26 protein-coding genes are annotated in these 26,627 nt (G+C 72.0%); 12 read left to right on the top strand and 14 right to left on the bottom strand.

Annotation, left to right across the window (positions count from 1 at the left end):
- Positions 1-632: 632 nt before the first annotated feature.
- Both ACYVF7_RS50315 and ACYVF7_RS50310 read left to right on the top strand, forming a co-directional pair.
- The gene (locus ACYVF7_RS50315) at positions 633-1,766 is read left to right on the top strand and encodes a hypothetical protein (protein ID WP_460353897.1); all 1,134 of its coding nucleotides are present in this window, start codon (positions 633-635) and stop codon (positions 1,764-1,766) included.
- Positions 1,709-2,197 (top strand): hypothetical protein, encoded by a 489-nt coding sequence (locus tag ACYVF7_RS50310; RefSeq protein ID WP_460353894.1) that lies wholly within the window; start codon positions 1,709-1,711, stop codon positions 2,195-2,197. The genes ACYVF7_RS50315 and ACYVF7_RS50310 overlap by 58 nt, the downstream gene beginning before the upstream one ends.
- Positions 2,198-2,315: 118 nt before the next feature.
- On the opposite strand, the gene ACYVF7_RS50305 is transcribed toward ACYVF7_RS50310, so the two are convergent.
- A complete protein-coding gene (locus tag ACYVF7_RS50305) occupies positions 2,316-4,892 on the bottom strand; it encodes an ABC transporter permease (protein ID WP_460353892.1) in 2,577 nt (858 codons plus the stop codon).
- Positions 4,893-4,894: 2 nt separating this feature from the next.
- Positions 4,895-5,638 (bottom strand): ABC transporter ATP-binding protein, encoded by a 744-nt coding sequence (locus ACYVF7_RS50300; protein WP_460353890.1) that lies wholly within the window; start codon positions 5,636-5,638, stop codon positions 4,895-4,897.
- Positions 5,639-5,811: 173 nt separating this feature from the next.
- On the opposite strand from ACYVF7_RS50300, the gene ACYVF7_RS50295 reads away from it, so the two are divergent.
- The 5 genes from ACYVF7_RS50295 (at position 5,812) to ACYVF7_RS50275 (ending at position 11,182) form a co-directional block, all read left to right on the top strand.
- Positions 5,812-7,008 (top strand): glycosyltransferase 87 family protein, encoded by a 1,197-nt coding sequence (locus ACYVF7_RS50295; RefSeq protein ID WP_460353887.1) that lies wholly within the window; start codon positions 5,812-5,814, stop codon positions 7,006-7,008.
- On the top strand, positions 6,993-8,093 hold the full coding sequence (locus ACYVF7_RS50290) for a glycosyltransferase family 4 protein (protein ID WP_460353886.1): 1,101 nt from the start codon (positions 6,993-6,995) through the stop codon (positions 8,091-8,093). The genes ACYVF7_RS50295 and ACYVF7_RS50290 overlap by 16 nt, the downstream gene beginning before the upstream one ends.
- A complete protein-coding gene (locus ACYVF7_RS50285; protein WP_460353884.1) occupies positions 8,090-9,367 on the top strand; it encodes a sensor histidine kinase in 1,278 nt (425 codons plus the stop codon). Before ACYVF7_RS50290 ends, ACYVF7_RS50285 begins: the two co-directional genes overlap by 4 nt.
- The gene (locus tag ACYVF7_RS50280) at positions 9,358-9,996 is read left to right on the top strand and encodes a response regulator transcription factor (protein ID WP_460353882.1); all 639 of its coding nucleotides are present in this window, start codon (positions 9,358-9,360) and stop codon (positions 9,994-9,996) included. Before ACYVF7_RS50285 ends, ACYVF7_RS50280 begins: the two co-directional genes overlap by 10 nt.
- Before the next feature lie 238 nt (positions 9,997-10,234).
- Positions 10,235-11,182 carry an alpha/beta hydrolase gene (locus ACYVF7_RS50275; RefSeq protein WP_460353880.1) on the top strand — a complete coding sequence of 316 codons (948 nt, stop codon included), beginning with the start codon at positions 10,235-10,237 and terminating at the stop codon, positions 11,180-11,182.
- Between the two features lie 18 nt (positions 11,183-11,200).
- On the opposite strand, the gene ACYVF7_RS50270 is transcribed toward ACYVF7_RS50275, so the two are convergent.
- The 3 genes from ACYVF7_RS50270 to ACYVF7_RS50260 all read right to left on the bottom strand — a co-directional run bounded on the left by ACYVF7_RS50270 (position 11,201) and on the right by ACYVF7_RS50260 (position 13,180).
- Positions 11,201-11,338, bottom strand: coding sequence for a hypothetical protein (locus tag ACYVF7_RS50270; protein ID WP_460353879.1), 138 nt, complete (start codon positions 11,336-11,338; stop codon positions 11,201-11,203).
- 59 nt (positions 11,339-11,397) lie between these two features.
- A complete protein-coding gene (locus ACYVF7_RS50265) occupies positions 11,398-12,462 on the bottom strand; it encodes a LacI family DNA-binding transcriptional regulator (protein WP_460353877.1) in 1,065 nt (354 codons plus the stop codon).
- Between the two features lie 235 nt (positions 12,463-12,697).
- Entirely contained in the window at positions 12,698-13,180 is a 483-nt protein-coding gene (locus ACYVF7_RS50260; RefSeq protein WP_460353875.1) for a hypothetical protein, read from the bottom strand.
- 388 nt (positions 13,181-13,568) lie between these two features.
- On the opposite strand from ACYVF7_RS50260, the gene ACYVF7_RS50255 reads away from it, so the two are divergent.
- Complete coding sequence (locus ACYVF7_RS50255) at positions 13,569-16,754, top strand: LamG-like jellyroll fold domain-containing protein (protein WP_460353873.1); 3,186 nt, start codon at positions 13,569-13,571, stop codon at positions 16,752-16,754.
- A gap of 45 nt (positions 16,755-16,799) precedes the next feature.
- Here the strand turns inward: ACYVF7_RS50255 and ACYVF7_RS50250 are convergent, their stop codons facing one another.
- Positions 16,800-17,645, bottom strand: a complete 846-nt coding sequence (locus ACYVF7_RS50250) for an SDR family oxidoreductase (protein WP_460353871.1) — start codon at positions 17,643-17,645, stop codon at positions 16,800-16,802.
- Between the two features lie 78 nt (positions 17,646-17,723).
- Here ACYVF7_RS50250 and ACYVF7_RS50245 point away from each other — a divergent pair, with 78 nt between their 5' ends.
- Positions 17,724-18,287: a MarR family winged helix-turn-helix transcriptional regulator gene (locus ACYVF7_RS50245; RefSeq protein ID WP_460353868.1), complete on the top strand. Its 564-nt coding sequence runs from the start codon at positions 17,724-17,726 to the stop codon at positions 18,285-18,287.
- A gap of 10 nt (positions 18,288-18,297) precedes the next feature.
- Here ACYVF7_RS50245 and ACYVF7_RS50240 read toward each other — a convergent pair whose 3' ends face one another.
- Together ACYVF7_RS50240 and ACYVF7_RS50235 are read right to left on the bottom strand one after the other, a co-directional pair.
- Positions 18,298-18,732: an NUDIX hydrolase gene (locus ACYVF7_RS50240; RefSeq protein WP_460353865.1), complete on the bottom strand. Its 435-nt coding sequence runs from the start codon at positions 18,730-18,732 to the stop codon at positions 18,298-18,300.
- A gap of 8 nt (positions 18,733-18,740) precedes the next feature.
- Positions 18,741-19,082 carry a DoxX family protein gene (locus ACYVF7_RS50235; RefSeq protein WP_460353862.1) on the bottom strand — a complete coding sequence of 114 codons (342 nt, stop codon included), beginning with the start codon at positions 19,080-19,082 and terminating at the stop codon, positions 18,741-18,743.
- A gap of 175 nt (positions 19,083-19,257) precedes the next feature.
- On the opposite strand from ACYVF7_RS50235, the gene ACYVF7_RS50230 reads away from it, so the two are divergent.
- Positions 19,258-19,887: a GNAT family N-acetyltransferase gene (locus ACYVF7_RS50230; RefSeq protein ID WP_460353859.1), complete on the top strand. Its 630-nt coding sequence runs from the start codon at positions 19,258-19,260 to the stop codon at positions 19,885-19,887.
- Positions 19,888-19,965: 78 nt separating this feature from the next.
- Here the strand turns inward: ACYVF7_RS50230 and ACYVF7_RS50225 are convergent, their stop codons facing one another.
- Both ACYVF7_RS50225 and ACYVF7_RS50220 read right to left on the bottom strand, forming a co-directional pair.
- Entirely contained in the window at positions 19,966-20,535 is a 570-nt protein-coding gene (locus tag ACYVF7_RS50225; RefSeq protein ID WP_460353857.1) for a maltokinase N-terminal cap-like domain-containing protein, read from the bottom strand.
- A 218-nt stretch (positions 20,536-20,753) separates the two neighbouring features.
- Entirely contained in the window at positions 20,754-21,044 is a 291-nt protein-coding gene (locus ACYVF7_RS50220) for a hypothetical protein (RefSeq protein WP_460353854.1), read from the bottom strand.
- Positions 21,045-21,168: 124 nt separating this feature from the next.
- On the opposite strand from ACYVF7_RS50220, the gene ACYVF7_RS50215 reads away from it, so the two are divergent.
- Positions 21,169-21,792 (top strand): TetR/AcrR family transcriptional regulator, encoded by a 624-nt coding sequence (locus tag ACYVF7_RS50215; protein WP_460353851.1) that lies wholly within the window; start codon positions 21,169-21,171, stop codon positions 21,790-21,792.
- Positions 21,793-21,917: 125 nt separating this feature from the next.
- On the opposite strand, the gene ACYVF7_RS50210 is transcribed toward ACYVF7_RS50215, so the two are convergent.
- Positions 21,918-23,132, bottom strand: a complete 1,215-nt coding sequence (locus ACYVF7_RS50210) for an MFS transporter (RefSeq protein WP_460353849.1) — start codon at positions 23,130-23,132, stop codon at positions 21,918-21,920.
- On the bottom strand, positions 23,132-23,707 hold the full coding sequence (locus ACYVF7_RS50205) for a winged helix-turn-helix domain-containing protein (RefSeq protein WP_460353847.1): 576 nt from the start codon (positions 23,705-23,707) through the stop codon (positions 23,132-23,134). The genes ACYVF7_RS50210 and ACYVF7_RS50205 overlap by 1 nt, the downstream gene beginning before the upstream one ends.
- A gap of 82 nt (positions 23,708-23,789) precedes the next feature.
- Between ACYVF7_RS50205 and pip the strand changes: the two genes are divergently transcribed.
- Entirely contained in the window at positions 23,790-24,770 is a 981-nt protein-coding gene (pip, locus tag ACYVF7_RS50200) for a prolyl aminopeptidase (protein WP_460353844.1), read from the top strand.
- A 47-nt stretch (positions 24,771-24,817) separates the two neighbouring features.
- Here pip and ACYVF7_RS50195 read toward each other — a convergent pair whose 3' ends face one another.
- Positions 24,818-25,906, bottom strand: coding sequence for an SMI1/KNR4 family protein (locus tag ACYVF7_RS50195; RefSeq protein WP_460353841.1), 1,089 nt, complete (start codon positions 25,904-25,906; stop codon positions 24,818-24,820).
- Positions 25,907-26,054: 148 nt separating this feature from the next.
- Positions 26,055-26,621, bottom strand: a complete 567-nt coding sequence (locus ACYVF7_RS50190; RefSeq protein WP_460353838.1) for a GNAT family N-acetyltransferase — start codon at positions 26,619-26,621, stop codon at positions 26,055-26,057.
- Positions 26,622-26,627: the final 6 nt, after the last annotated feature.

The raw sequence follows: 26,627 nt of genomic DNA, 5'->3' as shown, positions 1-26,627 counted from the left end.
GTCGTCGGTGCGGCGTACCCGTGGGCGTCCCTCGGGGTTCTGGCTCGATTTTCGTGAGTGAACGGCTCCGAACCAGGCGAACCCGTCCGCTCACCGCCCCGCCTCCCACGGCCCTTTGCTCTGCTTACGTTGAGTACACATCTGGCACGGTCCACCGCCTACTCGGCGTAAGCAGAGCAAAGGCCTTCGGGAACACATGCAGCCTTGCCCGGGGCCTGGGCGACCGTTACCGCGACCGCCACGAAATGTGAGTCAGAACCCCCACGGGCGGCGTCGACGCCCCCGGTCGCACCTGTCCTCGGCGCGTATCGCTGAGCATCATTCCGCCTTGGCGGCCTCCATCACCGGCACTGCGGCGGCGCGGCGGGCGGGCAGCGCCGACGTCGCCCACATCACGGCGGCCGCGCCGCCGACGGACACGGGCGAGAGGCCACAACGGCAGGTATACCCGGTGCCGGTGCCCACGTGTCGCCGGCCGCCCCTGTCGGCGCGCTCGAGGCGCGTGTGACGCTTTCGGTAACGCCGATCAGACGTCTCTGCGCGTCCCAGGAAATGCAGTGAATGCCCCGATCAGCGGATGAGGGCCCTAGTCTCGGTGCGAATCGCCGCACACCTGACTGAAGGGGCAGAGTTTGCCGATCCGGCTCGACCCCGAACGCCTGATGACCGACCCCGGCAGCAGCCGGATGGTGCGCCTGCCGGGCCGGCCGCTGACCGCCGATGCGGCACTCGCGGCGATCGGCGCCGTATTCGTCGTCGCACAGCTTCTGCTCGGTGCACTGCGTTTCCCGCTGGAGCTGGACGAGGCCACCTACGCCAGCCAGTTCGCGGCCGGCGTGCCACGCTTCCCGTACGCCGCCCACCGCGCCATCGGCGAAGGTCTGCTCGCCGCGCCGCTCACCGCCTTGACCTCGTCGGTGGGCGCGCTGCGGGCCTACATGGTGGCGCTGTCCGGCGTGCTGCTGTACGCGGCGTTCCGGCCGTGGCTGCGGGTGCGGCCCGGCGCGGCCGTGCCGGTCGCCGCCGCCCTGTTCGCCTGCTCGTGGGTGGCGCTGCGGTTCGCCGCCACGGTGCTGCCGAACCTGCCGATCGCGCTGGCGGCGGTGGCCGCGGTCGGCCTGGCCGTCCATCCGGGCCGCCGCACGTGGGCCGGGCTGCTGGTGGCATTCGCGGGCATGGCGCTGATCCGTCCCACCGACGCGGCCTGGGTGGGTATCCCGGTGCTGGCCGGGATGTCGGCGGTGCGGGCATGGCGGCGCGCGGCCCCGATCGCCGGCGCTGTCGTCGGCCTGGCCATCGGGGCGATCGCGTGGCTCGTCGACGCGTACGCCCGCTTCGGCGGACCGGTCACGCGGTTGCACACGATCAACGTCGTCAACGGGTCCAACGGCCTGTACCTCACGCAGTGGCGATACCTGCGGTCGATGAGCGGCAAGGAGTCGTGCCTGCCGCACGCGGCGTCCTGCGGGCCCATCACCGCGACCTCGATGCTGTGGTGGGCGGCGGGATCATGCTGGTCGGGTCGGGCCTGGTGTTCGCCTACCGCGCCCGGCACCGGCCGGCGCTGGTGTTGGCCACCGTCACCGCCGGCGTCTTCGCCGCCGCGTACATCGTCGCGTCGGCCTGGGCGGTTCCGCGCTACCTGCTCCCGGTGTTCGCGCTGCTGGCGGTCCCGGCCGGCGAGGGCGTCGCCGGGCTCGCGCGGCTCGTGCCGGACCGCCGCCTCTGGGCCAGCGCGGGCGCCACCGTCGCTCTGGCCGGCCTGATCGTGTGCGTCGAGCTGCAGCTCGTGCAGGCCGACCGGGCGTCGGCGGCGGCCCGGGCCGGCGACCATTGGATCGTGCGGGCCACGAAGATCCTCGATCGGCGTGGCCTGCGGGGCGGCTGCGCTGTGCTCGGCTTCCAGGCCCCTTCGATCGCCTACACGCAGCACTGCCGGGCCGCCGACATGCACGACGGGTTCGGCGCGCGGAACACCTCAGCGGACGTGTCCGCCGCGAACGTCGCCCGGCTGGCCGGCCAGGGCCTGACGGTCGTGGTCGTGTGGACCGCGCCGCCCGCCACGCCGGGTGTCACCTGGTGGCAGGCGGGCCTGGGCCACGGCCGGCGCCTTTACATCGCCCAATGGCCGGCAGGCCGGGGCGCTTCGGCCGCGATCCTCGCACGGGGGCAGGGGATCGCCGGCCGCCAGTCGTGATCTCGTGGGCCCAGGCGGTCAGACCGGTCACGAATCCCTCCCGGTCCCGCGGCGAAAGGTCGTGCAGGACGCGCACCAGCGGGGCGGACTGCCACCGGCGCGGCGCCCGCGCTGAATGTCATTCCGCCTTGGCGGCCTCCAGTACCGGTACTCCGGCGGCGCGGCGGGCGGGCAGTGCCGACGTCGCCCAGGTCACGGCGGCCGCGCCGCCGACGACCATGGCGAGCAGCCACCACGGCAGGTGCACCCGGATGTACGAGCTGCCGGTGGCCACGTGCAGCAGCGCGACGGTGCCGACGGCGGTCGCCATGCCGAGCAGTACCCCCAGCAGCACGACCGTCGCGGCCTCCCAGCGGACGATCGACCGGATCTGCCGCACGGTCGTCCCGACGGCGCCGAGCATGCCGAACTCCCGCGTCCGCTCGAAGACGCTGAGCGACATCGTCGTGGCCATCCCGAACAGGGAGATCACCAGCGACATCCCGATGAACCCGTAGATCACCCGCAGGCCCTTCTCCATCGACGCGGCGGCGACCCGGGCGTAGGCCGCCGGGTCGTACACCCGCGCGACCGGGACGTCCGCGATGGCCGCTGTGAGGGCCCGCGTGGACGCGGTGCCGCGGACCAGCACGGCCGACGTGCTCGCGCCGGGGTCGAGCGTCGCCATCGTGGCCGGGGCGACGAGCGTCTGGTCGGCGAACACGTGCGACGGGTCGTGGTATCGGCCGGCCACGGTGAGCGTCACGTTCCCGCGCGCTCCGTGCACGACGATCCGGCGGCCCGGCCACAGGTGATACGCCTTGACCAGCGGCGACGCGACTCCGATCTCGCCGGGCCGCAGGGCGGGCAGGTGCCCGCCGAAGCGCAGCACCGGCCGGACGTCGGACGCGCCGGTGACGCTCAGGTACACCGGCGGGCCGGGGTCGTCGACGACCTTCGTCTTCGGCGACACGAGCTCCACCTCCGTGCGCGTCAGCGCGACCGCCGCGGTCACCCCGGGGACGCGCGCGACCCGGGCCGCCGTGTCGCCGGGCAGCGGGGCGGCCCCGTTCGAGGCGGGGCCGTTGCTCGCGATGACGTGGTCGGCGGCGAGCGTCTGCACGCCGGCCTCGGCGCCGCGCTGATGGACGGAGGTGATCAGCAGCCCGGTCGCGGCGACGAGTGCGACGCCGAGCATGAGCGAGGCGGCGGCCGAGGAGACCCGGCGAGGGCTGCGGGTGATCGTGGCACGGGCGAGCCGGCCCGACTCGCCGCTGACGAGCATGCCGAGCCGCCCGACCAGGCCGCCGAGCGGCCCGACGAAGAAGGGCGCGAGCACCGCCAGCCCCGACACGCACACCATCGAGCCCATGAGGATGAGCACCGCGATCGGGATGGTCCGGTCGATCCCGACGGACGTCGGATCGCTCGCGACCGCGAAGACGGGGCCGAAGAACATCCACGACGCCCCGAAGATCGCCAGGGCGCCGACGAGCCGGGGCCAGACCCGTCCCCGCCCCTCCGCGGTGGCCGACCGCAGCGCCTCGATCGGCGCGATCCGCGCCGCCCGGCGGGCCGGCCGCCAGGCCGCCAGCTGCGTGGTCACGACGCCCGCCGCGAAGGGGAAGACCAGCGCGACCCAGCCGACCTGCACTTCACCGGCGGAGATGTCGAAGCCGTCCTGGGCGAACAGCCGCGTGAGGACCTCCGACACGCCGTACCCGGCCACGAGGCCGCCCGCCGAGGCGACGATCCCCAGGACCAGCGCCTCGAGGCGGACCAGCCGCTTGATCTGCCGGGGCCGGGCCCCGATCGCCGACAGCAGGGCGAGCCGCCGGGTGCGCTGGCGGACCAGCGTGCCGAAGGCGTTCGCGACCACGAACAGGCCGGTGAACACCGCGACCGACGCCAGCATGCCGATCACCCCGCCGAGGGACGCCCCCGCCCCCTGCAGGTCGGCGGACTGCCGGTTCCGTACGTCGGAGGCCTTCCGCACGACGGCCGGGCGCATCACCGGGACCAGCCGGGCGCGCAGCGTGGCGGCCGTGACGCCCGGCGCGGCCTTCACCCACAGGCCCTGCCAGGCGCCCGGGCGCAGCCCGGCTGCGCGATGAACGGCCGCGGGTGTGCCGAGGACCAGGTCGCCGGAGGCCACCGCCCCGCGCCCTCGTACGGTGACGACGCCGACGACCCGCACGCGCTGCGTGGAGTTCGGCAGCAGCAGCGTCGTGCCCGAGCCGGGGTGGAGCCCTCCGGCACTCGCGACGTGCCGTACGACGGCCACCTCGTCGTCGGCGGCCGGCGCCCGCCCGGACACCAGGTGGTACGCGTTCAGGCGCGCGTCGGGGATCCAGGGACGGAGCGCGGTCGCCGCGCCCGCCGGCGGCGTCACCGGCTTTCCACGCGCGCCGACGATCGTGATCGGCACGGACGCGTCACCGGCGACCGCCGCCACGCCCGGCACCGAGGCGATCGCGCCGGGCCGTACCTCGCCCTGCGGCACGCTGAACACGTCATCCGGGTCGGCGCCGCGCGGCTGCACGAGCACGTCGACCCGGGCGTACTCGCTGGCGTCCGACCCGGACACCGCCGCCTCCGCCCGCAGCGCGAACTGCAGCGCCCCCGACATCAGGCCCACGGAGAACAACACGGCGAGCATCGTCGCGGTCAGCCGCGCCCAGTCCTGCGCGAACGACCGCCGGGCGATCAGCCACATGCTCAGGCCTCCATCCGGCGCATCACGTCGTGCACCGCGTCGATCGTCGGCCCGGCCAGCTCGTACACGATCCGGCCGTCGGCGAGGAACAGCACCCGGTCGGCGTACGACGCGGCGAGCGGGTCGTGCGTCACCATGACGACCGTCTGGCCGTACGTGTCCACGGCCGCGCGCAGGAACCGCAGCACCTCCGCGCCCGCGGAGGAGTCGAGGTTGCCGGTCGGCTCGTCGGCGAACACCACCTCCGGCCGGGTCAGCAGTGCCCGCGCGACCGCGACCCGCTGCTGCTGCCCGCCGGACAGCTCGGCCGGCCGGTGCGCAAGGCGTTCGCACAGCCCGAGCGCGTCCACCAGGCTCCGGAACCACTCCCGGTCCACCCGCCGCCCGGCCATCCGCGCGGTCAGCCGGATGTTCTCCTCGGCGGTCAGCATCGGCATCAGGTTGAACGCCTGGAAGACGAAGCCCAGCTTCTCACCGCGCAGTCTCGTGAGCCGCGTCCGCGACAGCCGCGTGATGTCCACCCCGTCGATCACGATCGAGCCCGACGTCACGGTGTCCAGCCCGGCGAGGCAGTGCAGGAACGTCGACTTGCCCGACCCTGAGGGCCCCATGATCGCGGTGAACTGCCCACGCGCGAAGGAGGCCGAGACGCCGCGCAGCGCGGCCACGGTGTTCTCCCCGGAGCCGTACGTCTTCACGAGTGAGTCCGCCTGAGCCACCGGCGCCAGGACGGTCGTCTGTGTCATGCCTCAAGCCAATCCGGTACGGGTCTGCGGCACATTGGCGCGATCCGGAGAGCCGGAGTAGGGCTGGCCCCACCCCGCAGGGTCTACCGCGTCTCGGCGTTCCGCTGTAGTGATCCGCGGGCTCGCCGCCGGTTGGCTGGCATCGACCCCGCCCCCGACGCAGGAGCACAGGCATGACGATCATCGTCTCTCCCCGTCCGTCGCCGCCGATCGCAGGCCACCCGGGCGACCCGCGGACGCGTGTGCACCGCGCCGGCCGCCGGGGGTTCGTGCCGGAGCCGCACCTGTACGCGCTGTTCGGCGGGTTCGCCGGTGTCTTCGCCGCAACGGCGGGAACGGCCGCGCATCGCGGCTGGGGAACGGCCGCGGCGGTCGGATACGCGTGCGCCGCGCTGGTCGCCGTCGCGAGCCGGACCGCCGGTAGGGCGTGCGCCTTCGCGGGCGCGGCACTGGTCCCGCTCGCCGTGCTCATCGTCACCGGACAGGCGCAGGAGGAGGTCTCCGTGGTGGCGCGGTCCGGCGCCGCGCTCCTGCGCCACGGCACGCCGTACCCGCCCGTGCCCGGCACGGCGTACACCTCCTACGACCCGTACCTGCCGGGGATGGCGGTGTTCGGGCTGACCGGGCTGGACCCGCGGGTCCTGTTCACGGGAGTGTTCGCCGCCGCGATCACCGCCGGGATGGTGGTGAGCCGGTCACATGGGGGACCGCGTCGGGTCGGCTGCATGGGGATCCTGATCGTCACCCTCGCCTCCCCGCTGGTCGCGCTGCCGGTCGCGGTCGGCGGCGACGACCTGCCCGTCCTGGGGTTCGCCTGCCTGGGCCTGGCGCTGGCCCGGAACCGGCCGGGCGCGGCGGGACTCGCGCTGGGCGCGGCCGGAACGCTCAAGCCGACCGCGTGGCCGGTCCTGATCACGGTCTTCTTCCTGCTGCGAGCGCGGCGGAAGGCGCGAAGGTACGTCATCGCCGCGGCCGCCGTGCTCACCGCCGGGGTAGGGGTGCCCGCCGCGCTGGACCCGTCCGGATTCACGACCAACGCCGTGCTGTTCCCCCTGGGCCTCACGCCCGCGACGTCGCCCGCCGCGAGCCCCCTGCCCGGGCACCTCCTCGCAGGACTCGGCCCGGCCGGGTACACGGTGGCGGCGGCGCTGCTCGCCCTAGCCGCCGTGGCCGTCGGCGTCTCGCTCGTGCTCCGCCCGCCCTCGGACGTCCGCGGCGCGGCGCGCAGGGCGGCGCTCGGCCTCACCTTGGCGATCTGCCTGCTCCCCGCCGCCCGCTGGGGCTACTTCCTCTACCCGGCGGTCCTGGCCGCGTTCGCCACGCTGCCCGGAGCGAGCGCGGGAGGGAGCACACCGTGCGCCGCTGCCTGATCGTCACCAATGACTTCCCGCCACGGCTGGGCGGCATCGAGACGTTCGCGTACGAACTGGCGCGCCGGTTCCCGCCGGAGGAGGTCGTCGTCTACACGTCGCGGGAGCCGGGCGGGGACCGGTTCGACGCCCGGCTGCCCTTCCCGGTCGTACGGGACCGGGCCCGCACCCTGCTGCCGACGCGGGCGGTGGCCGGTACGGCGGCGGCCCTGGTGAAGGGGTACGACTGCGAACGGGTGTGGTTCGGCGCGGCAGCGCCGCTGGGCCTGCTCGCCGGGCCGCTCGGCCTGCCGTCGGTCGCCACCACACACGGTCATGAGGTCGCGTGGGCGGCGCTGCCGGGGTCGCGGCGGGTCCTGCGCCGGATCGGTGACCAGGTGGGCACCGTGACGTACCTGACCGAGTACACGCGGCGGCGGATCGCCGGGGCGTTCGGTCCGCTCCCGCGCATGGCGCGCCTGACGCCCGGGGTGGACGTCTCGATGTTCCGCCCGGACGCCGCGGCCTGGGCCGCGATCCGGCAGCGGTACGGCCTGGGGGAGCGGCCCGTCATCCTGACCGTGTCACGGTTGGTGCCGCGCAAGGGCCAGGACCGGTTGATCAGGGCGCTGCCGCTGGTTCGGCGCGCGGTGCCGGACGCGACACTGCTGATCGTCGGAACGGGACCGTACGAGGGCCGCCTTCGGTGGCTCGCCGGGGACGGGGTCGTGTTCGCCGGCGGGCATCCGCACCACGCGCTGCCGTGGTTCTTCGCGGCGGCGGACGTGTTCGCGCTGCCGTCCCGCAACCGCCTGAACGGGCTGGAGGCCGAGGGGCTGGGGATCGTGTTCCTGGAGGCGGCCGCCGCCGGGCTGCCCGTACTGGCCGGGGACTCGGGCGGCGCGCCCGAGGCCGTACGGGACGGGGAGACCGGGCACGTCGTCGACGGGCGTTCGGTGCCGGACGTCGCCGACCGGCTGATCGGGCTGCTGACCGACCCGGGCGCGATGGGCGAGAAGGGCCGCGCCTGGACGTCGGCCGCGTGGAGCTGGGACCGCTCCTACGAACGCCTGCGCGAGCTGCTGTCGCGTACGGTCGCGTCGTGAGCGACGTACGGCCCACGGACCCACGGGTGACCGTCTGGCGGGCCCTGGCCCGGAACCCGCTGCGGTTCCTGTGCTCCTCGTGGCCGTGGCGGGCGTTCGCGTACCTCGTCACCGGCGTGCCGATCGGGCTGCTGTGGCTGGCCCTCACCGCGGCGCTGCTGTTCTTCGGCGTGCTGCTGACCCCGGTGGTCGCGGGCGTCGGCCTGCTCGCCTGCGTTCCGCTCCTGGCCGTGGCGCTGGCGGCGGTCGAGCGCCGGCGGTTGCGCTGGCTCGACCTACGCGCGGCCCCCTCACCGCACCGGGACGTCCCCCGTACGGTGAGACGGTTCCGGTTCCGGTTCCGGCTGCGGGAGGCGGCGACGTGGCGGGAGCTCGGCTACGCGTTCCTGCACGCGGTCCTGTCGGCCTTCGACGGCGTCGTCGTCTTCGTGTTCGTCGTCGGCGCCGTCGTCCAGGTCGGCGCGCCCGCGTGGGTGGGCGGCGGTGACCGGATCCAGTACGGCTCGGCAATGACCGTCGACACACGCGGAGAGGCGTGGCTGACCGCTCCGATGGGAGTGGCGGTGGCGGTCGTGGGCGTGTACCTCATGACGGTGCTGGCCGGCGCCCGCGTCGCGCTCGCCCGCGCCCTGCTCGTGCCCTCCCGTGACGCCGAGCTGGGGGAGCGGCTCGTCGCGGTGACCGCCTCCCGGGCCCGGATGGCCGACGCGTTCGAGGCCGAGCGGCGGCGCATCGAACGCGACCTGCACGACGGAGCACAGCAACGGCTCACCGGGCTGATCATGACGCTCGGGCTGGCCCGGCTCGACGGAGATCGCGAGCTGATCGCCAAGGCTCAGGACGAGGCGCGCGCCGCCCTCGCCGAACTGCGCGACCTCGTACGCGGCATCCACCCGTCGATCCTCACCGACCGGGGACTGGAGGCCGCCGTACGCGCCCTGGCCGAGCGTTCCCCCGTGCCGGTCGACGTGGACGTCGACCTGCCCGCCCGGCCGCCCGAACCGGTCGAGACCGCCGCCTACTTCGTCGTCGCCGAGGCGCTGGCCAACGTCGCGAAGCACAGCGGGGCCGGTCGCGCCCACGTGTTCGCCCGTCTGCACGGGCGGCTGCTCGTCATCGAGATCCGCGACGACGGCACGGGCGGCGCCGACCCGGAAGGCGGCACCGGCCTGAAGGGCCTCGCCGACCGGGTCGCCGTCTACGACGGGTCGGTCCGGCTGTCCAGCCCGCCGGGCGGCCCTACGATCATTCGGGTGGAGATCCCATGCGGGTAGTGCTCGCCGAGGACTCGGTGCTGCTGCGCGAGGGCCTCATCCAGATCCTCGGCCGGTTCGGCCACGAGACGGTCGCGGTCGCTGACGCGCCGGCCCTGCTCGCCGCCGTCGCCGACGACCGGCCGGACATCGTCGTCACCGACGTGCGCATGCCGCCGGGCCACCGCGACGAGGGACTGCGCGCAGCGCTGGAGCTGCGGAGCGACGATCCAGGGCTGCCGGTGCTCGTGCTGTCGCAGTACGTCGAGCAGTCCTACGCCGCCGACCTGCTGCAGACCGGCGGCGGAGTGGGATACCTGCTGAAGGACCGCGTCGGGGACGTCGCCGAGTTCCTGGAAGGCCTGGAGCGGGTGGCCGGCGGGGGCACCGTCATCGACCCCGAGGTGGTCCGGCGGCTCCTGTCCGGCCGTCGCGACGGCTCGCGCCTCGGGCGCCTCACCGACCGGGAGCGCCAGGTGCTGGAGCTGATGGCCGAGGGCCGCTCCAACGGCGCGATCGCCCGGCGCCTGGTCGTCAGCGAGGCCGCCGTCGTCAAGCATGTCGGCTCGATCCTCATGAAGCTCGACCTGCCACCCGCCCCCGACGACCACCGCCGCGTCCTCGCCGTCCTCACCTACCTCCGCGCCTGACGCTGTCGGTCGGCACGTGGTCGAGCAGGACGGTGGCGGCGATGGCGAGGCGTTCGAGCAGGATCTCGTCGAGCGGCAGGGGCGTACCGTCGCGTTCGAGCCAGACGCGGCCGTCGGGGGCCAGCGCGGGGAGCCCGCCGGTCGGCGGGCGGTGGCGGGGCGATTCGCGCCACGTGGAGGCTTACGGAGTGCTGCTCTTCGGGCCATGATCGAGGGCAGGCGCGAGCGAGGAGACGACATGACCTACGCGTACGATCCCGAGCTGGCCCCCTGGGTCGAGATGCTGCCGGACGTGACCATCGTGGACCCGGTCGAGGCGCGCGCGGACATGCGCAAGAACCTGGAGGCGGTGCCGCCGTACGAGCCCGTGTCCCCCCTCGACGTCCGGGCCCGCACCGTGCCCGGCCCCGAGGACGCTGCGGACGTGCCGGTGCGGATCTACCGGCCGGCCGGGCGCGCCGGCCTCCTGCCCGGGCTGCTGAACATCCACGGCGGAGGCTTCTGTCTCGGCGGCCTGGACACCGAGCACTCCGAGGCGGCGCGGATCGCGGCCGAGGCCGGCGTCGTGGTGGTGTCCGTGGGCTACCGGCTGGCCCCGGAGCACCCGTTCCCCGCCGGGCTCGACGACTGCTACGCCGCGCTGGAGTGGACCGCCGCCAACTCCGGAGAGCTGGGCATCGATCCCGACCGGCTCGGGGTGGGCGGGGAGAGTGCCGGCGGCGGCCTGGCGGCCGCGGTCGCGCTGCTCGCCCGCGACCGGGGCGGCCCGCGCCTGTGCTACCAGTACCTCGGCATCCCCGCACTCGACGACCGGCTCGACACCCCTTCCATGCGCGCCTTCGTCGACACGCCGATCTGGAACCGGCCGAACGCCGAGCTGAGCTGGAAGTACTACCTCGCGGACCTGGCCGGGAAGGACGTGTCCCCGTACGCGGCGCCCGCCCGCGCCGAGGACCTGTCCGGCCTGCCGCCCGCCTGCGTGATGACCTGCGAGTTCGATCCGCTGCGCGACGAGGGCCTCACCTACGCCCAGCGCCTGCTCCAGGCCGGGGTCGGCACCGAGGTGCGGCACTATCCCGGCACGTTCCACGGCAGCTCACTCGTCACCGAGGCCGCCGTGAGCCGGCGGATGATCGCCGACAAGCTCGACGCGCTCCGCAGGGGCCTGCGCGCGGACCAGGCCTGACGGCCGGGAGACATCGGTTCACGGACTGTCACGCGAGAAGGTGCTGGACGCCGCGCTGGAGCCGGCGGACCGGGCGGGCATCGCCGGGCCGTCGATGCGCCCCCCGACCTCGCCCAGGCGATCCGGGACGGCCTCGGCACTCCGGAAGATCACCACGCCCGCTTCACCTAGGCCCTCGAGTCCCTCCTCGGCGGCTTCGCCGCCCGCCTGCGCACCTAGGAAAGGGGCGTCGCGGTGCTGCCGCGGACGATCAGGGAGGGATCGATGACCAGGTGCGGCTCGTCGGGGCTGTTGCCCTCGATCCGGTCGAGGAGCAGCCGGATGCTGGCCTTGCCGACCGTTTCGAAGTCCTGGCGGATCGTCGTCAGCGGCGGCGCGAAGTACTCGGCCTCGGGGATGTCGTCGAATCCGGCGACCGCCACGTCGTCCGGCACGCGTACGCCCGCCTCGCGGAAGGCGCGCAGCACCCCGAGGGCCATCTGGTCGTTGGCGACGAAAACAGCCGTCAGGCGTCCCGCGGCGCCGACGGCCTTTCCGGTGAGCTGCTGCCCGGCCCGGTAGCCGGACAGCGGGCTCCAGTCGCCGAGCACGGGAGGCGGGGGCTCGGCCCCCGCGTCGTCCAGGGCCGCGCGCCACCCTGCCATGCGCGACTCCGCCTCGATCCAGTCCTGCGGACCCGCGACGTGCCAGACGGTGCGGTGACCGGCGGCGAGCAGGTGCTCGGTGATCAGTCGTGCGCCCAGGTGCTGGTTCACCGAGACGCCGGGGATGTCGAGGTCGTGTCCTCCCTCCACGGTCACGATGGGGAAGGGGCGTCGCATCGTCGACAGCGCGACGACCGCCTGACGCTGCGGGGTGATGACGACCGCGCCCTCGACGCCCCACTCACCCAGGTGCTCCAGCGCCTGGGTCAGGGACTCACGGCTCAGCCGACGGAGGTTCACGGTGGAGGTCAGGAACCCTTCGGCGCGAGCGGCCTCCTCGATGCCGGCGAGGGTGCTGGCCGGGCCGAACAGTGCGGTGTTGACGGCGACCACGCCCAGGGTGTGCGTGCGGCTGGTGGCGAGCGCGCGGGCCGAGGAGTTGCGGCGATAGCCGAGGTCCTTGATCGCCTGGAGCACCTCGGCGCGGGTGCTGTCCCGTACGTTCGGGTGGTTGCGGAGGACACGCGACACGGTCTGATGGGACACCCCGACCGCCCGCGCGACATCCTCCATGGTCGGACGGCGCAGCGGAACGTCATCCAGGGGCGAGGACAGGACTCCTCCCTCCGGGTTCACGTCCTGTTCGGTCCATGTTCGCGCTCACAACTTACCGGGGTCAAGCGACCTCATCACGGCAGCGGGACCCGAATTCGAGCGTCGTCGGCATGTGGCTGCCGGAGCGCGACGGGATGCCGTTCTGAAGGCCGGCACGCGGCTTCTCGACCATCCACTGCCGCGCCCATGCGAACACCGCGGAGAGACATCTCGTCGCCGTTCTGCCGCGCGCCCGGCTGAGGCAACGGGTCTCCGGTCAGGCGCTGTGCCGGCGCATCGTGTTCCGGTTGCGCAGGGCGAGCACGATCGCGGCGATGCCGGCTCCGGTGGCGGTCATCTCACCGAGGAGCTGGAGTACGTCTTCGGCGAATGGGACGATCACCGCCGGGTGGGTCAGCCGGTAGGAGATCGCTGGGGCGCCCATGGTGGCGGAGCCGATCAGCAGGATGGCGGCGAAGGCCGCGCCCACGCCTGTGGTCCAGCGGACGCGGGTCGCCGCCAGGGCGGCCAGCGCGAGTGCGGCCAGCGCGACCAGCAGCGGCGGTAGGTAGAGGGGCCCGACGCTGAGCGCCCCGTGGACCGTGCGCGGCCCTGGCCCGGCATCGATGCCCGCACCCGCGAAGCCGATCGCCGCGCCGACCAGGCCGACCGTGACCAGCATTGCCGACCCCCGCCGACGCGGTGTCGCCGCGTCCGCGACCTGCTGCTGTGCCTTCCGCGGCACACGCCGCCAGCTCATCTCACGCCACTATCAATGTGACCCTGTGGGATGTCAAACCTGGCGCAGCGCCACCCCGAGCCCGCGCGACATCCTCCGTGGTCGGCGACGGGGCGCGGTCGTACGGCCCCGCCGAAACATGATCTGTCGGGTCCGTTGACACTCCGTATTGTGAGCGCTAACAATACCGGGGCAGTGCATGCGTAACTCGCTCGATACCACCCGATCGACCCGATTACCCCAGGCTGGGACCGTTCATCCGGCGACGCGCCTCCTCCCGGCGGCCGAGGGTTCGGCGCGAATCCTCGCTCGTCGGCGCGAGCTTTGTTAGCGGTCTCATCCCGAGAGGACCCCACGTCCCGCTGCCCGAAATACGGAGCCCACGGATCCCCAGAAACCGGAAGGCGCCATGTTCACCTCGAATCGCATCGGCTGGCGAAGTCCGGCCGACAGAGCACGCACCCGAGCCGCGCTCGTGGTCACGGCATGTTCGGCGTTGCTCGCCGGCATGCTGACGACCACGGGCGTGGCCGCCGCCGACGGCCCCGCCCTGGCCGGCCACTGGACGCTCGACGAGGGCGGCGGCACCACCGCCGCCGACTCCTCCGGCAACGGGAACACCGGCACGCTGGGGTCGGGCGCGACCTGGACCGGCGGGCAGATCGGCCCCCACGCGGTCCAGTTCAACGGCACCGGCAACGGCAACGTGGACATCCCCGAGCCGGTGGTGGACACCTCGCAGAGCTTCACCGTCTCCGCCTGGGTGAAGCTCGACTCCACTGCCGGCTACCAGACCGCGGTCAGCGTCGACGGTGACCAGATCAGCGGCTTCTACCTCCAGCTCAGCGCCGCGTCCGGCGGGTTCTCCTTCACCCGCCGGACCGCCGACGACTCGAACTCGACCGAGGTCCGCGCGGACTCCGGGGTCTCGCCGGCCGCTGGCACCTGGTACCACCTCGTCGGCGTGGACGACGCCGCCTCCGGCAGGCTGAAGGTCTACGTCGACGGCGCCGAGGGCACCGACGCCGCGTACACCTCGGGGTGGAAGGCCACCGGGCACACGCTCATCGGCCGCGGGAAGTACGGCGGCAACCCGGTCGACTTCGTCCACGGGGCAGTGGACGACGTGCGGTTCTACCAGGGGGCGCTGACCTCCGGCCAGGTGGAGGCGCTCGAGGAGGCCGCGCACTGGACCTACGACGAGGGCAGCGGCACCACCGCCGCCGACTCCTCCGGCAACGGTCGTACCGGCGCCCTCGGGTCGGGTGCGAGCTGGACGACCGGCCGGGTCGGCGCCCACGCCGTCGCCCTGAACGGCACCGCGAACGGCGAGGTCACCTCCCCGGGCCCCACCGTCGACACCGGCGGTTCGTTTTCCGTCTCCGCCTGGGCGAAGCTCGACCAGACCACCGGCGACCAGGACCTCGCGAGCGTGAACGGCTCGCAGGTCAGCGCGTACGAGCTGCGGCTACGTGGCGGGAGGTTCGCGTTCGCCCGGCCGGTCGCGGACTCCTCGTCGGCGGCCGTCGCGTACGCCGCGGCGAGCACCGCTCCCAAGACGGGCCAGTGGTACCACCTGGTCGGCGTGGACGACGTCGCCGCCGGGAAACTGCAGCTCTACGTCAACGGCCTGCCGGCCTCCGCCGCGTATACGTCGCCGTGGAAGGCCACCGGTGACACGGTCATCGGGGCCGGCCGTACGGGCGACTTCCTTCACGGCGCGGTGGACGACGTGCGGATGTACGGCTACGCGATGTCCCCGCACCAGGTGCAGGACCTCGCCGGCAACATCGGCGGCTCGCTGAGCGTCGACGCGGGCAGACCGCTGCACCCGCTGCCGTCTACCTTCTTCGGCCTGATGACCGAGGACATCAACCACTCGATGACCGGCGGCCTGTACCCCGAGCTGATCAACAACCGTTCGATGATGGCCGACGCTTCCAAGCCGGTGCAGTGGTCGGCGGTCGGTGACGCGGCCATCTCGCTCGATCCGGCCAACCCGCTGAACACGGCGCTGACGCGATCCCTCAAGGTCGACCTCTCCGGTGACGCGGGCGTCGCCAACGGCGGCTACTGGGGCATCCCGGTCACCCCGCGGAGGTCGTACAAGGTCTCGTTCTTCGCCAAGGCGAGCGCCGGCTTCACCGGCCCGCTGACCGCCGACGTCGAGAGCACCGACGGCACCAAGGTCTACGCGAGCGCCGACGTCCACGGCGTGGGCGGCGACTGGAAACGGTTCACCGCGACGCTGCGCACCAGGGCGGACGCGCCGACGACCGCCGACGCCCGCTTCGTCCTGTCCACGAGCGGCAACGCCGGCCGGACCCTGTGGCTGGACAACGTCTCGCTCTTCCCGCCCACGTACAAGAACGTCGAGAACGGGCTGCGCCCCGACCTGATGAAGCTGTTCGCCGGGCTCAAGCCCGCCTTCATCCGCGAACCGGGCGGCAACTACCTCGAAGGCAACACCATCGGCACCCGGTTCGACTGGAAGAAGACCATCGGACCCGTCTGGACCCGGCCCGGGCACATGGACGACGCCTGGGGCTACTGGTCCACGGACGGGATGGGCCTGCTGGAGTACCTGGAGTGGTGCGAGCAGCTCGGCGCGCAACCGATGCTGGCGGTCTACGCGGGTTACTCGCTGGACCACACCTACGTGCCCCAGGACCAACTGCAGCCGTACGTCCAGGACGCCCTGGACGAGATCGAGTACGCGACGGGTCCCGTCACGAGCACGTGGGGCAGGAAGCGCGCCGAGGACGGGCACCCGGCACCGTTCAAGATCCGCTATGTGGAGGTCGGCAACGAGGACTGGTTCGACAGGTCCGGCGGTTACAACGGCTACCGCTTCCCGATGTTCTACGACGCCGTCAAGAAGGCGTACCCGTCGATGCAGGTGATCGCCACGACGCCCGTGACGTCACGGACGCCCGACATCGTCGACGATCACTACTACCAGTCGCCGGGCTGGATGAACACTCATGCCAACCTGTACGACGGCCACTCCCGCAGCGGGCCGAAGGTCCTGGTGGGCGAGTGGGCGTCGCAGGAAGGCGCGCCCACGCCGGACCTGAACGCCGCGATCGGCGACGCGTCCTGGCTCACCGGGCTGGAACGCAACTCCGACCTGGTCGTCCAGGAGGCGTACGCCCCGATGCTCGTCAACGTCCACGACGACCGCTGGAAGACCAACCTCATCGGGTTCGACGCGCTGACCAGCTACGGTTCGCCCAGCTACTACGCACAGAGCATGCTGGCGCGAAACCACGGCGACCAGGTGATCGGCGCGACGTACACCGGCGTCGGCGGCATCAACGTCGTCGCCACGAAGGACAGCCGGAGCGGCAGGATCTACGTGACGGTGGTCAACCCGAGCTCGGCGCCCCAGCCGGTCGCCGTCGACCTCAGCGGCGCGGGACACATCGGACCAAGGGGCACCGCGACGGTGCTCAGCTCCGCGCACCCCGCCGACACCAACACCATCTCCCAACCCGCCAACGTGGTGCCGAAGACCACGACCATCACCGGACTCGGCTCCACCTTCACGCACACGGTCCCGGCCTACTCGGTCACCGTGCTCACCCTGCACTGATCCCCACCGGCCCGGCGCGGCGACCGCCGCGCCGGGCCGCGGCCGTCAGTAGCGCGTGTCCAGCGAGACCGGCTCCCAGCGCTCCAGGTCGGCCAGCTGCCCCTGGAGCTTCCGCCGGATCCGCTCCACCGCCTCAGGGCCGAGCGGCAGACGAAGCGGCGAGTCCTCCTCGTCGACGGCCCGGACGATGGCCTCGGCGGCCTTGACCGGGTCGTTCGGCTGCGCGCCGTCCTGGGCGGAGAACCGCTTCCGCAGCGCCCCGGCCGGCGTTTCCGAGTAGTCGTCGATCGGGTCCGCGAACCGCATCGACCGGCCCGCGAAGTCCGTACGGAACGGTCCCGGCTCGACGATCGTGACCCGGATCCCGAGCGGCGCGACCTCTCCGGCCAGCGCCTCGGACATCCCTTCCAACGCGAACTTGGAGGTCGCGTAGATGGCGTGGCCCGGGTTGCCGACCACGCCGCCGACCGAGGACATCTGCACGATGTGCCCGCTCCTGCGGGCCCGCATGTGGGGGAGCACCGCCCGGGTCACGGCGATCACACCGAGCACGTTGGTGGAGAGCACCGCGTGGATCTGCTCGTCGGACAACTCCTCCAGCGCGCCGAGCAGACCGTGGCCGGCGTTGTTGACCAGCACGTCGATCCGCCCGAACTCCTCGATCGCCATGCCGACCGCGGCCGCCACCTGCGCCGGGTCGGTGACGTCGAGCGCGACCGCGCGGACGCGGTCCGGCGCCCGCTCCACCAGGTCCTTGACCGTCTGCGGATCCCGCGCCGTGGCGACAACACGCTCACCGCGGGCGAGGACGGAATCGGCGATCGCACGCCCGAGGCCGCTGCTGGTGCCGGTGATGAACCACACGCGGGCGTCGTTTCCCGTGTCAGGCATGCTTGGATCCTTCTTGGTAGGTTGCTTTGAGCATCAAAGTTTGAGCCTCAAAGTATTTTAGTCCGAAGGATGTGTCCAGTGGCCGCAGAGCAGGACGACCTCCCGCCCGACTCGGTGGGCGCCGACTTCGCGGAGTGGATCGAGCAGATGCCCTCCGGCGTCGACCCCGGCGTCGAGGCCGCCCGCCAGCGGATCGGCCGGATCGCGCGGCAGTTCGAGCGCGTCCTCGAACGCGTCGCCGACCGGCAGGGCGTCACCGTCGGCGACTGGGCCGCGCTGTCCGTCCTGCAGCGCTCCGGCCCGCCGTACGAACGCACGCCCAAGCAACTGGCCGACGCCCTCGGCCTGACCCCCGGCACCATCAGCGTGCGCGTCGACCGCCTCGCCCGAGCCGGTCTCGTCGAGCCGGCGCCCGCCACCGACGGCCGCAGCCGCCCGATCCGGCTGACGGCGGAGGGCCGCCGCCTCTGGAGCGACGCCACCGCGCAACGCACGATCGAGGACCGGCGCCTGTTCTTGCTCGCCCTCGACAGGGAGGAGCTCGACCGCCTCAACGCGCTGCTCGGCCCGCTGCTGGCCCGCCTGGAGGAGGAGTTCGGCCCCGCGCCGCGCCACGACCGGCTGCGCCCCGGCAGCCGATGACGTGGGCGGCTCAGTCGTAGAGTGCGCCGATCAGGGCGCCTTGGCCGGACTGGAGGACGTGAGCCGTCTTCAGGGGTATCCAGAAACACTCGAACGTGGTGGGCTCCCGCTCGCCGTCGTGGAGCTCCTGGCTGCTCCATCGCTCCGGCGTCGGCCCGGTCAGATCCAGGGCGAAGACGTGCCGCCGCTGAATCTCGAAGCGGTACGGGCTGATGTCGTACGTGACCTCGCCCAGCTTCCGGGCGATGGTGAACCGGGTGAGACCGGTCTCCTCCCGGGCCTCGCGGAGGGCGGCCTCCTCCGGCGACTCACCCCGCCGAACGCCGCCGCCGGGGACCTGGATGCCGACCTCCTCGTAGGACTCGCCGACGTGCCGGAAGACCAGCAGCCGTCCGTCGCGGACGACGTAGCAGAGCACCTTGTCCCTGACGACCTTCGCGGTCATGACGCCACTCAGCCTCCGGTGATCAGGAACGCCAGCGTGCCGATCAGCGCCAGGACGACGGCGTCGACGGAGATCATCCTCACGGAGTCGCGAACCCGCAGGCGGCTGATGACCGCACCGCACATCAGCGCGGCCAGACCGATCGCCGCGACCGCGCCGAGCCCCGGAAACGCCATGCCGATCAGCAGGCCGACACCACCCGCCGCCTCGAGCGACCCGATCACCCGCCACAGCTCTGGTGGCAGGCCGAGATGGTCCCGGATCTTCACCGACTCCGGCAGGTCCACTACCTTGACCATGCCGGTCACCACGAAGAGCAGCCCAAGGATCACCGACAGTGTGATGGTCATGAAAGGCATCCTGGACCTCCTGCGCATCGAGCGACTGAACGGTCATCGTCGGTCACTTGAACGGCACTGTTCAACCCATTGCTCGAGCACGAACCGCCTTTTCGGCCGGCACCCGGTCCTTCGCCTCTGCTGCCGATGACCGTCGCGGTGTCACCCCGCCAATACAGTGCCATGTGTGATCGATAAGGAAAGAGCCCAGGGTGGGCGGCAGACCGATGCGGCGATCGAGGCTTTCCTGGCCGGCCGACCGGACGACGCCCGCAGGGTGACCCTGCGCCCGCTCGCCGGCAGTGACCAGAGCGAGTTCCTCGATCTGGTGCGCGTCAGCGGCGACCTGCATCGTCCGTGGATGTCCCTGCCCTCCACGCCGGATCAGTTCCAGGCGTACGTCGCGCGGTACGAGCAGCCCGGCGAGGAGTCGCTGCTGGTGTGCGTACGCGACACCGGGGCCATCGCCGGCATGGTCAACATCAACAGCATCATCCGCGGGCGCCTCCAGTCCGGCGCCCTCGCCTACGCGGCCTTCGCTCCCGCCGCCGGTCAGGGTTACATGACCGAAGGCGTCGACCTGGTGGTGCGGTACGCCTTCGAGCAGTTGCGGCTCCACCGGCTCGAAGCCCAGATCCAGCCCGGCAACGACGCGTCCATCAGACTGGTCCGGCGCGTCGGCTTCCGGCACGAGGGCCGCTCACCGGACTTCCTGTTCATCGACGGCGCCTGGCGAGACCACGAACGGTTCGCCATCACCAACACCATGATCGACATCAGGCCGACGGCTCCCCACCCGACCCTGCCCGAACGCTGAGCACCGGCAGGCCGGGCAGCGGCGGAGCCCGGCTGCGGGCCGCGCCCATGGATGTTCCTCGGCTCCCGACCTACCGGCCTACCGCTGCGCGGCGGTCGCGAACACGCCCCGCGCGGCCGTCCCGTCCGGCCAGGCCCACCCGGCGACGAGGCATCCGGGCGCCTCGTCGGCGGCCTCCGCCGACCGCAGGACGCGGTTGATCCGCACCTCGCCGTCGACAGGGCCGTGCACGATCACGGTCGGGTCCGGGGTGTCGCTCACGCTCTGGCGCTGCGGCACCGCCTCGCCGCGCAGAAGCGCGCGCAACCGCGCCATCACCACCGGGTCGTGGGCACCGTCGTAGATCCACCGTTTGCCGAGCACCCCGTGCTCAGAGGTGCCGATCAGCGCCTCGCCGGGCACGCCCCCCAGCGCCGTACCGCGATAGCCCATCGGCACCAGGTACGCCACCGGCTCCCGCCCGCTGGTGTCGACCACGACCATGAGCTCTATCCCGACCTCGCCCGCCGGATCGTCCAACCGGAACCCGCCGCCCTTGTGCAGCTCCGGCGTTCCCGCACCGCCCACATACCAGCTCTGCTTCGGCAGCCACTCGGTGAGCAGCTCCAGCTTGGTGGGCGTCATGGTGGTGTGGTGGATGAAGGCCATGCGAGTGTCCTCACGCGTGCGTGCTGCCCCGTCTCTCCCGGGCTGTGATCGAACCTATCGGGCAGGACCGATGAGGCCCTGACCTGATGTGCGTAGCGGTGCCGGCGCCGCGGACCAGGCGCTGATCTCTTCCAGCATCCGGGTCAGCGTGTCGGCATGGTGTACGGCCGCCGGCCACCCCGCCGTCGCCGACGGCCGCGCTGAGTGGCCGGCGGGTTTCACCGGGACTGGTAGGCCCCAGCCGACTCCAGGTTGGTCACGGTCGGCGGCTGGGTGCAGATCTTGTTCAGCGCGGTCCGGTAGCGCTGGAAGGAGGGCAGGTGGTGATGGGCGGCCTCGGCCGGGCCGCCGTCGGATTCGATGATGGCCATGAACTGGCCGGTGCCCTCAAGGCGGAAGGTCTCGTAGCGCAATCGCGGCGGTCGGCTGCTCTCCAGGTCCGCGTAGACCAGTCGCAGCAACTCGAGGCTGTGGTCGACCAGCTCCGGCTTGACGGCGTAGCGGATCATCACCCGCAATGTGGACTCCTGATGACACGACGGCACGGGCTGCTTTCGGTGGACAGCCTGTCTTTCATCGGACATGCTGTCTTTCGCCGGACGTGCTGTCAAGCGAACCGGTAGGCTCAAGAACATGCCCCCTACCCGTAAGTACGAGCAGCGGCTGCGGGCCAAGGCCGCCGACCAGACCCGGCGGCGCATCCTGGACGCGGTCTACCAGCGCCTTGTCGAGGCCCCCTCCGAGCAGGTCAGCATGGACAAGGTCGCCAAGCTCGCCGAGGTGTCCCGCTCGACGATCTACACCGTGTTCGGATCACGCGCGGGCCTGTTCGACGCGCTCGGTATGGACCTGCTCCACCGCGGCGGCTTCACCGACATGGTCACGGCCGTCCTGCAACCCGACGCCCGGCGCGGGCTCCGTGATGGGATCACCGGCAACGTGCACATGTACGCGGCGCACCGAGACGTACTGCGCGCCCTGTTCTCCATGGCCCAACTCGACGCCGACGCCGTCGGCGGCACCGTGCGCCGCCTTGAGGACGGCCGCGCCCAGGGCATGAACGACCTGGCCCAGCGCCTCCACGACCAAGGCGCGCTCCGTGACGAGATCACCATCGACCAGGCCGGTCACCTGCTGTGGCTCCACACCGGCTTCGATGCCTTCGACCTGCTGTTCACCGGACGATCACTGTCCACCGACACCGTCGCCACCCTGCTGGCCAACGCCGCCGAACACGCCCTCTGCCGCCCCGCGTGACCGCTTACCTCAGGGCAGCTCGATCACGTCACCGACAGCTCGAGGGAAATCCGCTGGTCCGCGAGTGCGTCAGGTCTCCTATCCGCTGACGACCGTCGCGGAGGGCGGCCGTCGACTCGACGCGGTTACACCGACTCGGCCGAACGAACCACTGAGGGCAGCGGTGCGGTCAATCGACGGGCGCGCCACAGATAGGCGGCGGCGGTGAACATGCCGATCGTGACGACCACGAGCAGGAGCCGGTAGTCCACGACGGACACCAGAGCGGCGCCGGCCGCGATGGAGATCGTCTGCGGACCGCTGATCAGTGCTTCGGCCGCGGTGGAGACGCGGCCGATCAGCGGGCCGGGCGTGCGTCGCTGTATCACCGTGGTGAAGCCGGTGACCATCATGGTCAGGCCCAGGCCTCCGACGACTCTGCCCAGGAGGACGACGGGCAGCCACGGAAAGACGTACAGGGCGTCGCCGAGCCCGAACGCGGCCATGCCGATCGCGATCGCCGCGAGTTCACCCACGCCCCGGGTGAGCCGACCGGACCACAGGCCTCCGGCGATGGCGCCGACGCCCTGCGCCGAGGCGAGCACGCCGATGAACTCTGGCGGCCGGTGCAGGCCCTGGCCGACGACGGCGAACAGTACCGACTCGTTGATGCCGACGACCAGGAAACCGATGGCCGTGGCGATCGTCATGCGGCGCAGTGCCGCCTCGGTCCTGATGTGGGACAGTCCTGTGGTCAGTTCGCGTAGCCAGTACGGGCCCGAGGGCGCCGGCGGCTCCTCGTGCACCCGCATGCGGGCGATGGCGACCGCGGCGACCAGGAAGGTGACCGCGTCGATCGCGGCGACGGCCGCGCCGCCCAATGCGGCGAACAGCGCCGCGCCCGCGAGCGGACCGCCGAGCCGGAGCCCTTCCCTGACCGTCTGCAGGGTGCCGTTGGCGTCGGCCAGCAGGTCGTCGGCGAGCAGTTCCTTCAGCAGACCGCTGAGCGCGGCGGCGATCGTCACCGACGAGATGCCGTAGAGCGCGGCGACCGTGTAGATGATCCAGACGTCGGCGGCGTCGCGTACGGCGAACAGCGGGAGCAGCATCAGCGCCGAGGCGAGGTTGGCGACGACGAGGAAGGGGCGGCGCCGGAAGCGGTCGACCAGCCGGCCGCCGAGCGGCGCCAGGACGTACGGCACCGAGATGAAGAGCACGACCAGTCCCGCCGCGCCGTTGGAGCCGGTGAGGCTCTTGACCCAGATGGCGTACACCAGCATTAAGAGCGCGTCGCCGACCATGCTCGCGGCCAAGCCGGCGAACAGCAGCCGGAACGTGGGGACCCGGAAGACTGCGCGCATCAGTCTTCGGTGTACGGTTCGGCGGGCACGGCCCAAGCGAAGACCCGGATCCGGCGGGCACCCGGGGGACGTTCGGCCGGGTCCCGGCGCTCCTTGTGGCGGCTGACGATCGCGGTGATGGCCTCGTTGAGCTCCTTCAGCTCTTCCACGGTGAGCCAGTCGATGTTCTGGACCCAGTTCGCGGCATCCTGCCATTCGGGCGGGTCGGTGCGCCGCCACGCGTGCCAGTCACGCAGCCCGGCGAACTCCTGCTCGGCGAACTGCGCGCTGAGCGCGTCACTCGCGGCGGCCACCTCGCCGGACTCGTCACTGTCACCCCACGACAGCGGGCGCGGCACCGGCCGCCACGGACGATGCCGCCCCTTGCCGCCGCCGGCCTCCTCGACGAAGCCGTACTTGGCGAGCTGACGCAGATGCCAGGAGCAGTTCGCCGGGCTCTCTCCGGTCATCTCGGCGAGCTCGGTGGCGGTCGCGGTGCCGCGCTCGTACAGGGCCTGGCTCAGCCGCATGCGTACGGGGTGGGCGAGCGTACGCAGCTCACCCGGGTCGCGGAGTTTTCGTTCTGATCGCTCCATGCCCGCGACGATAGCTCTGAAAAGACTCTTTCGAAAGGCTCTTTCGAGAAGCTCCTGCGATCCGCCGAGTACAGTCCGTCGGGTGTCGAGGCAGGGAGGCCAGGCCATGGGTGAGCCGTATCCGCCGATTGAGCCGTACGAGAGCGGAATGCTCGACGTCGGTGACGGCAACCTCGTGTACTGGGAGGCCTGCGGTAACCCGGACGGCAAGCCGGCGCTCGTCGTCCACGGCGGGCCGGGGTCGGGATGCGGCACCTGGATGCGCCGGTACTTCGACCCGGACCGGTACCGAGTCGTCCTGTTCGACCAGCGCGGCTGCGGGCGCAGCACTCCACACGCGAGCGATCCCGCGACCGACATGCGGCACAACACCACCGGCCATCTGATCGCCGACATGGAGCAGTTGCGGGAACACCTGGGAATCGACCGCTGGCTGCTGTACGGCGGCTCGTGGGGCTCCACGCTGATCCTCGCCTACGCCGAGTCCTACCCCGAGCGCGTGTCGGAGATCGTCATCCCCGCCGTCACCACCACCCGGCGCTCCGAGATCGACTGGCTCTACCGAGGCGTCGGGCGGTTCTTCCCCGAGCAGTGGGAACGCTTCCTCGCGGCAGCCCCCGGCACGCCACGCGACGGCGACATCGTCGCCGCGTACGCCCGCCTGATGGAGCACCCGGACGCCGCCGTACGGGAGAAGGCCACGGCCGACTGGTGCGCCTGGGAGGACGCGGTCCTCTCCGGGGAGACCACCTCCAAGCCCTACGGCGACCGTCCCCCGATCGCCCGGCTGGGCTTCGTGCGCATCTGCTCGCACTACTTCGCTCATGGCGCGTGGCTGGAAGAGGGTGTGCTGATTCGCGAGGCCGGCCGACTGGTCGGCATACCGGGCGTCCTGATCCACGGCCGGCTCGACATGGGCGGGCCGCTCGAAACCGCGTGGGAACTCCACCGTGCCTGGCCCGACGCGGAGCTGATCGTCGTCGAGGACGCCGGACACATCGGCAGCGAGACGACGCGCGACCATGTGCTCCGAGCCCTGGACCGGTTCGCCGCCCCGGCTTAACGCATGAGGTCGGCGCCGGTGCAGAAGCGGGATGGCCGACGCGAGGATCATCTGCTTCGCAGATCATCCTTGAGCTTGAGCAGGTAGTAGCCGAGCCCGCTCAGCAGACCCGGCCAGGACACCGGACCGTCGATCACGACATCGCCGCTCTCCCGTACGGTCGCCGGGATCATCGGGGGGAGCTGGCCGCGGACATAGGGCTGTGCGTAGGCGTCGGCGTACGGCCGGGCGAGCGGCTGCAGGCGGGTGGCCGTGGCGACGAGGTGGTCGATGATGCCCGCCAGCCCGCCATGTACCGCCGCATAGCCGCGCAACGCTTCCTCATCTCGCGGATCAGGGTCGTCATAGCGGGCGGCGCCACCGGCGGCGAGCGTCTCGGCCGCGACCGTCAGCGCGTCGATCACGCGAGCGGCGCGCGCGACGACCAGCTCGGCAGCCCTCGGGTCGGGAAACTCACCGTCGCGTGCCCGTTCAGCGAACCGCATGACTTCGGTCATCGGCTCGTCGCCTCCTAGCGGGAAGAAGTCGATCTGCAGCCCTGCCGGGTCCCGCCATTCCAGCCGTCCGTCCGAATCGACGCCGGGACGGTATCCGGCGGCCACACCGCCGTGGTCAAGGGCATCGGCGACTTCGGCGAGCATCGCCGAGACACTCGGCCACACCGGCCTTTCATAGGCGGCCTCGTATTTGTCGTACTCCATCACACAACCGCGGAAAGGGCCGTCACGCAGATCGACGAAGACGGTGACGAAGCCGACGTCCTTGGCGATCGGCAGCCAGTGCCGCGACCACCTGCGGCCCGTGGTGCCGGCTGGTGCGGCGTCGACGTCGGCTTCCTCTCCCCAGGCCTCGTCATCGGTGTCCCACCGAAACCTGTGGGTGTCCAGGGCTTCTTCGAGAGGACAGGACGCATACCTCGGCGGCAGCAGCGCGCCTGGGTGTGAATAACGGTCCATGCCGTCGGCTGCGCGGTACCAGGCCCGCAGGTCGGCTGGAAGCGGGACACCCACCGCCCTCTCGGCCGCCTCGATCGCCTTATCGGTTGCCGGGGCATTCACCGCCTCGGCGGTCGTTGGAGAGTGTGCCCGCAGCCAGGTGCTGATCCGGTCCCAGGAGGACTGCACGTCTGTGATCATGGCGGCGAGATTAGCCATCCCCGCCGACACCACCGACAGGACCTGAGCGCGTTCTTCCGCACCTGGGTCTTCTCCACCGGCAAGCCCCCGCTTCCGGCATGAACACCATCGAGGTGCGCGGGAAGTAGTCCGAAAAGATGGGTGGATCTCAGGCGTTCCTGTGCCGTACGTGCAGATGACCCTCGCGAGGAAAGGAGGGCGGCGCCGCGGGCAGGACCGTGTCGAAGGTGTACCGGCTCTTGTGCGCCACACGGCACGAGGCCGGGTTGTCCACCTGATGCAGGAGTTCCAGACGCTCCAGCCCGTCGCTCCCCAGGGCGTCGAAGGCCCAGCCGGTGAGCGCCTCCAAGGCGCGCGGTGCCACACCCCGCCCGCGGGCATGGGCCGTGGTCCAGTAGCCCACCTCGGCCGACGGTTTGCCGGAGGCCACTTCCTTGAGGACCGCATGACCCGCCAACCGCCCGCGAATCGCATCAGGTCGCATTTCAAGGACCGCGAATCCGAACCGGTCTCCCGCTGCCCAGCCCCGCTCCTGGCGCCGCACCCACCGCATCGCGTCGGCCTCGTCCTCCACGGCCGAGCTGGTCCAGCGGCGCAGTGCGGGATCCCGGTACGCGTCGACGAGGTCGGCGACGTCCTCCACGCACCAGGGACGAAGGACGAGGCCGGGAGCGGTCGGCGTCGCGCCCGCATGCAGGATGACCGTGTCGTTCACCGGCCG

The organism is Actinoallomurus acanthiterrae (assembly GCF_054775715.1).
The sequence above is the reverse complement of the archived record's forward strand: the minus strand, read 5'-3'. Positions and strand labels throughout refer to the sequence as shown.

Coding starts and splice junctions, on each gene's coding strand:
- ACYVF7_RS50305 (WP_460353892.1), bottom strand. CDS start 4,892: ATGTGGCTGATCGCCCGGCGGTCGTTCGCGCAGGACTGGGCGCGGCTG.
- ACYVF7_RS50300 (WP_460353890.1), bottom strand. CDS start 5,638: ATGACACAGACGACCGTCCTGGCGCCGGTGGCTCAGGCGGACTCACTC.
- ACYVF7_RS50295 (WP_460353887.1), top strand. CDS start 5,812: ATGACGATCATCGTCTCTCCCCGTCCGTCGCCGCCGATCGCAGGCCAC.
- ACYVF7_RS50280 (WP_460353882.1), top strand. CDS start 9,358: ATGCGGGTAGTGCTCGCCGAGGACTCGGTGCTGCTGCGCGAGGGCCTC.
- ACYVF7_RS50275 (WP_460353880.1), top strand. CDS start 10,235: ATGACCTACGCGTACGATCCCGAGCTGGCCCCCTGGGTCGAGATGCTG.
- ACYVF7_RS50260 (WP_460353875.1), bottom strand. CDS start 13,180: ATGAGCTGGCGGCGTGTGCCGCGGAAGGCACAGCAGCAGGTCGCGGAC.
- ACYVF7_RS50255 (WP_460353873.1), top strand. CDS start 13,569: ATGTTCACCTCGAATCGCATCGGCTGGCGAAGTCCGGCCGACAGAGCA.
- ACYVF7_RS50250 (WP_460353871.1), bottom strand. CDS start 17,645: ATGCCTGACACGGGAAACGACGCCCGCGTGTGGTTCATCACCGGCACC.
- ACYVF7_RS50240 (WP_460353865.1), bottom strand. CDS start 18,732: ATGACCGCGAAGGTCGTCAGGGACAAGGTGCTCTGCTACGTCGTCCGC.
- ACYVF7_RS50235 (WP_460353862.1), bottom strand. CDS start 19,082: ATGACCATCACACTGTCGGTGATCCTTGGGCTGCTCTTCGTGGTGACC.
- ACYVF7_RS50225 (WP_460353857.1), bottom strand. CDS start 20,535: ATGGCCTTCATCCACCACACCACCATGACGCCCACCAAGCTGGAGCTG.
- ACYVF7_RS50220 (WP_460353854.1), bottom strand. CDS start 21,044: ATGATCCGCTACGCCGTCAAGCCGGAGCTGGTCGACCACAGCCTCGAG.
- ACYVF7_RS50215 (WP_460353851.1), top strand. CDS start 21,169: ATGCCCCCTACCCGTAAGTACGAGCAGCGGCTGCGGGCCAAGGCCGCC.
- ACYVF7_RS50210 (WP_460353849.1), bottom strand. CDS start 23,132: ATGCGCGCAGTCTTCCGGGTCCCCACGTTCCGGCTGCTGTTCGCCGGC.
- ACYVF7_RS50205 (WP_460353847.1), bottom strand. CDS start 23,707: ATGGAGCGATCAGAACGAAAACTCCGCGACCCGGGTGAGCTGCGTACG.
- ACYVF7_RS50195 (WP_460353841.1), bottom strand. CDS start 25,906: ATGATCACAGACGTGCAGTCCTCCTGGGACCGGATCAGCACCTGGCTG.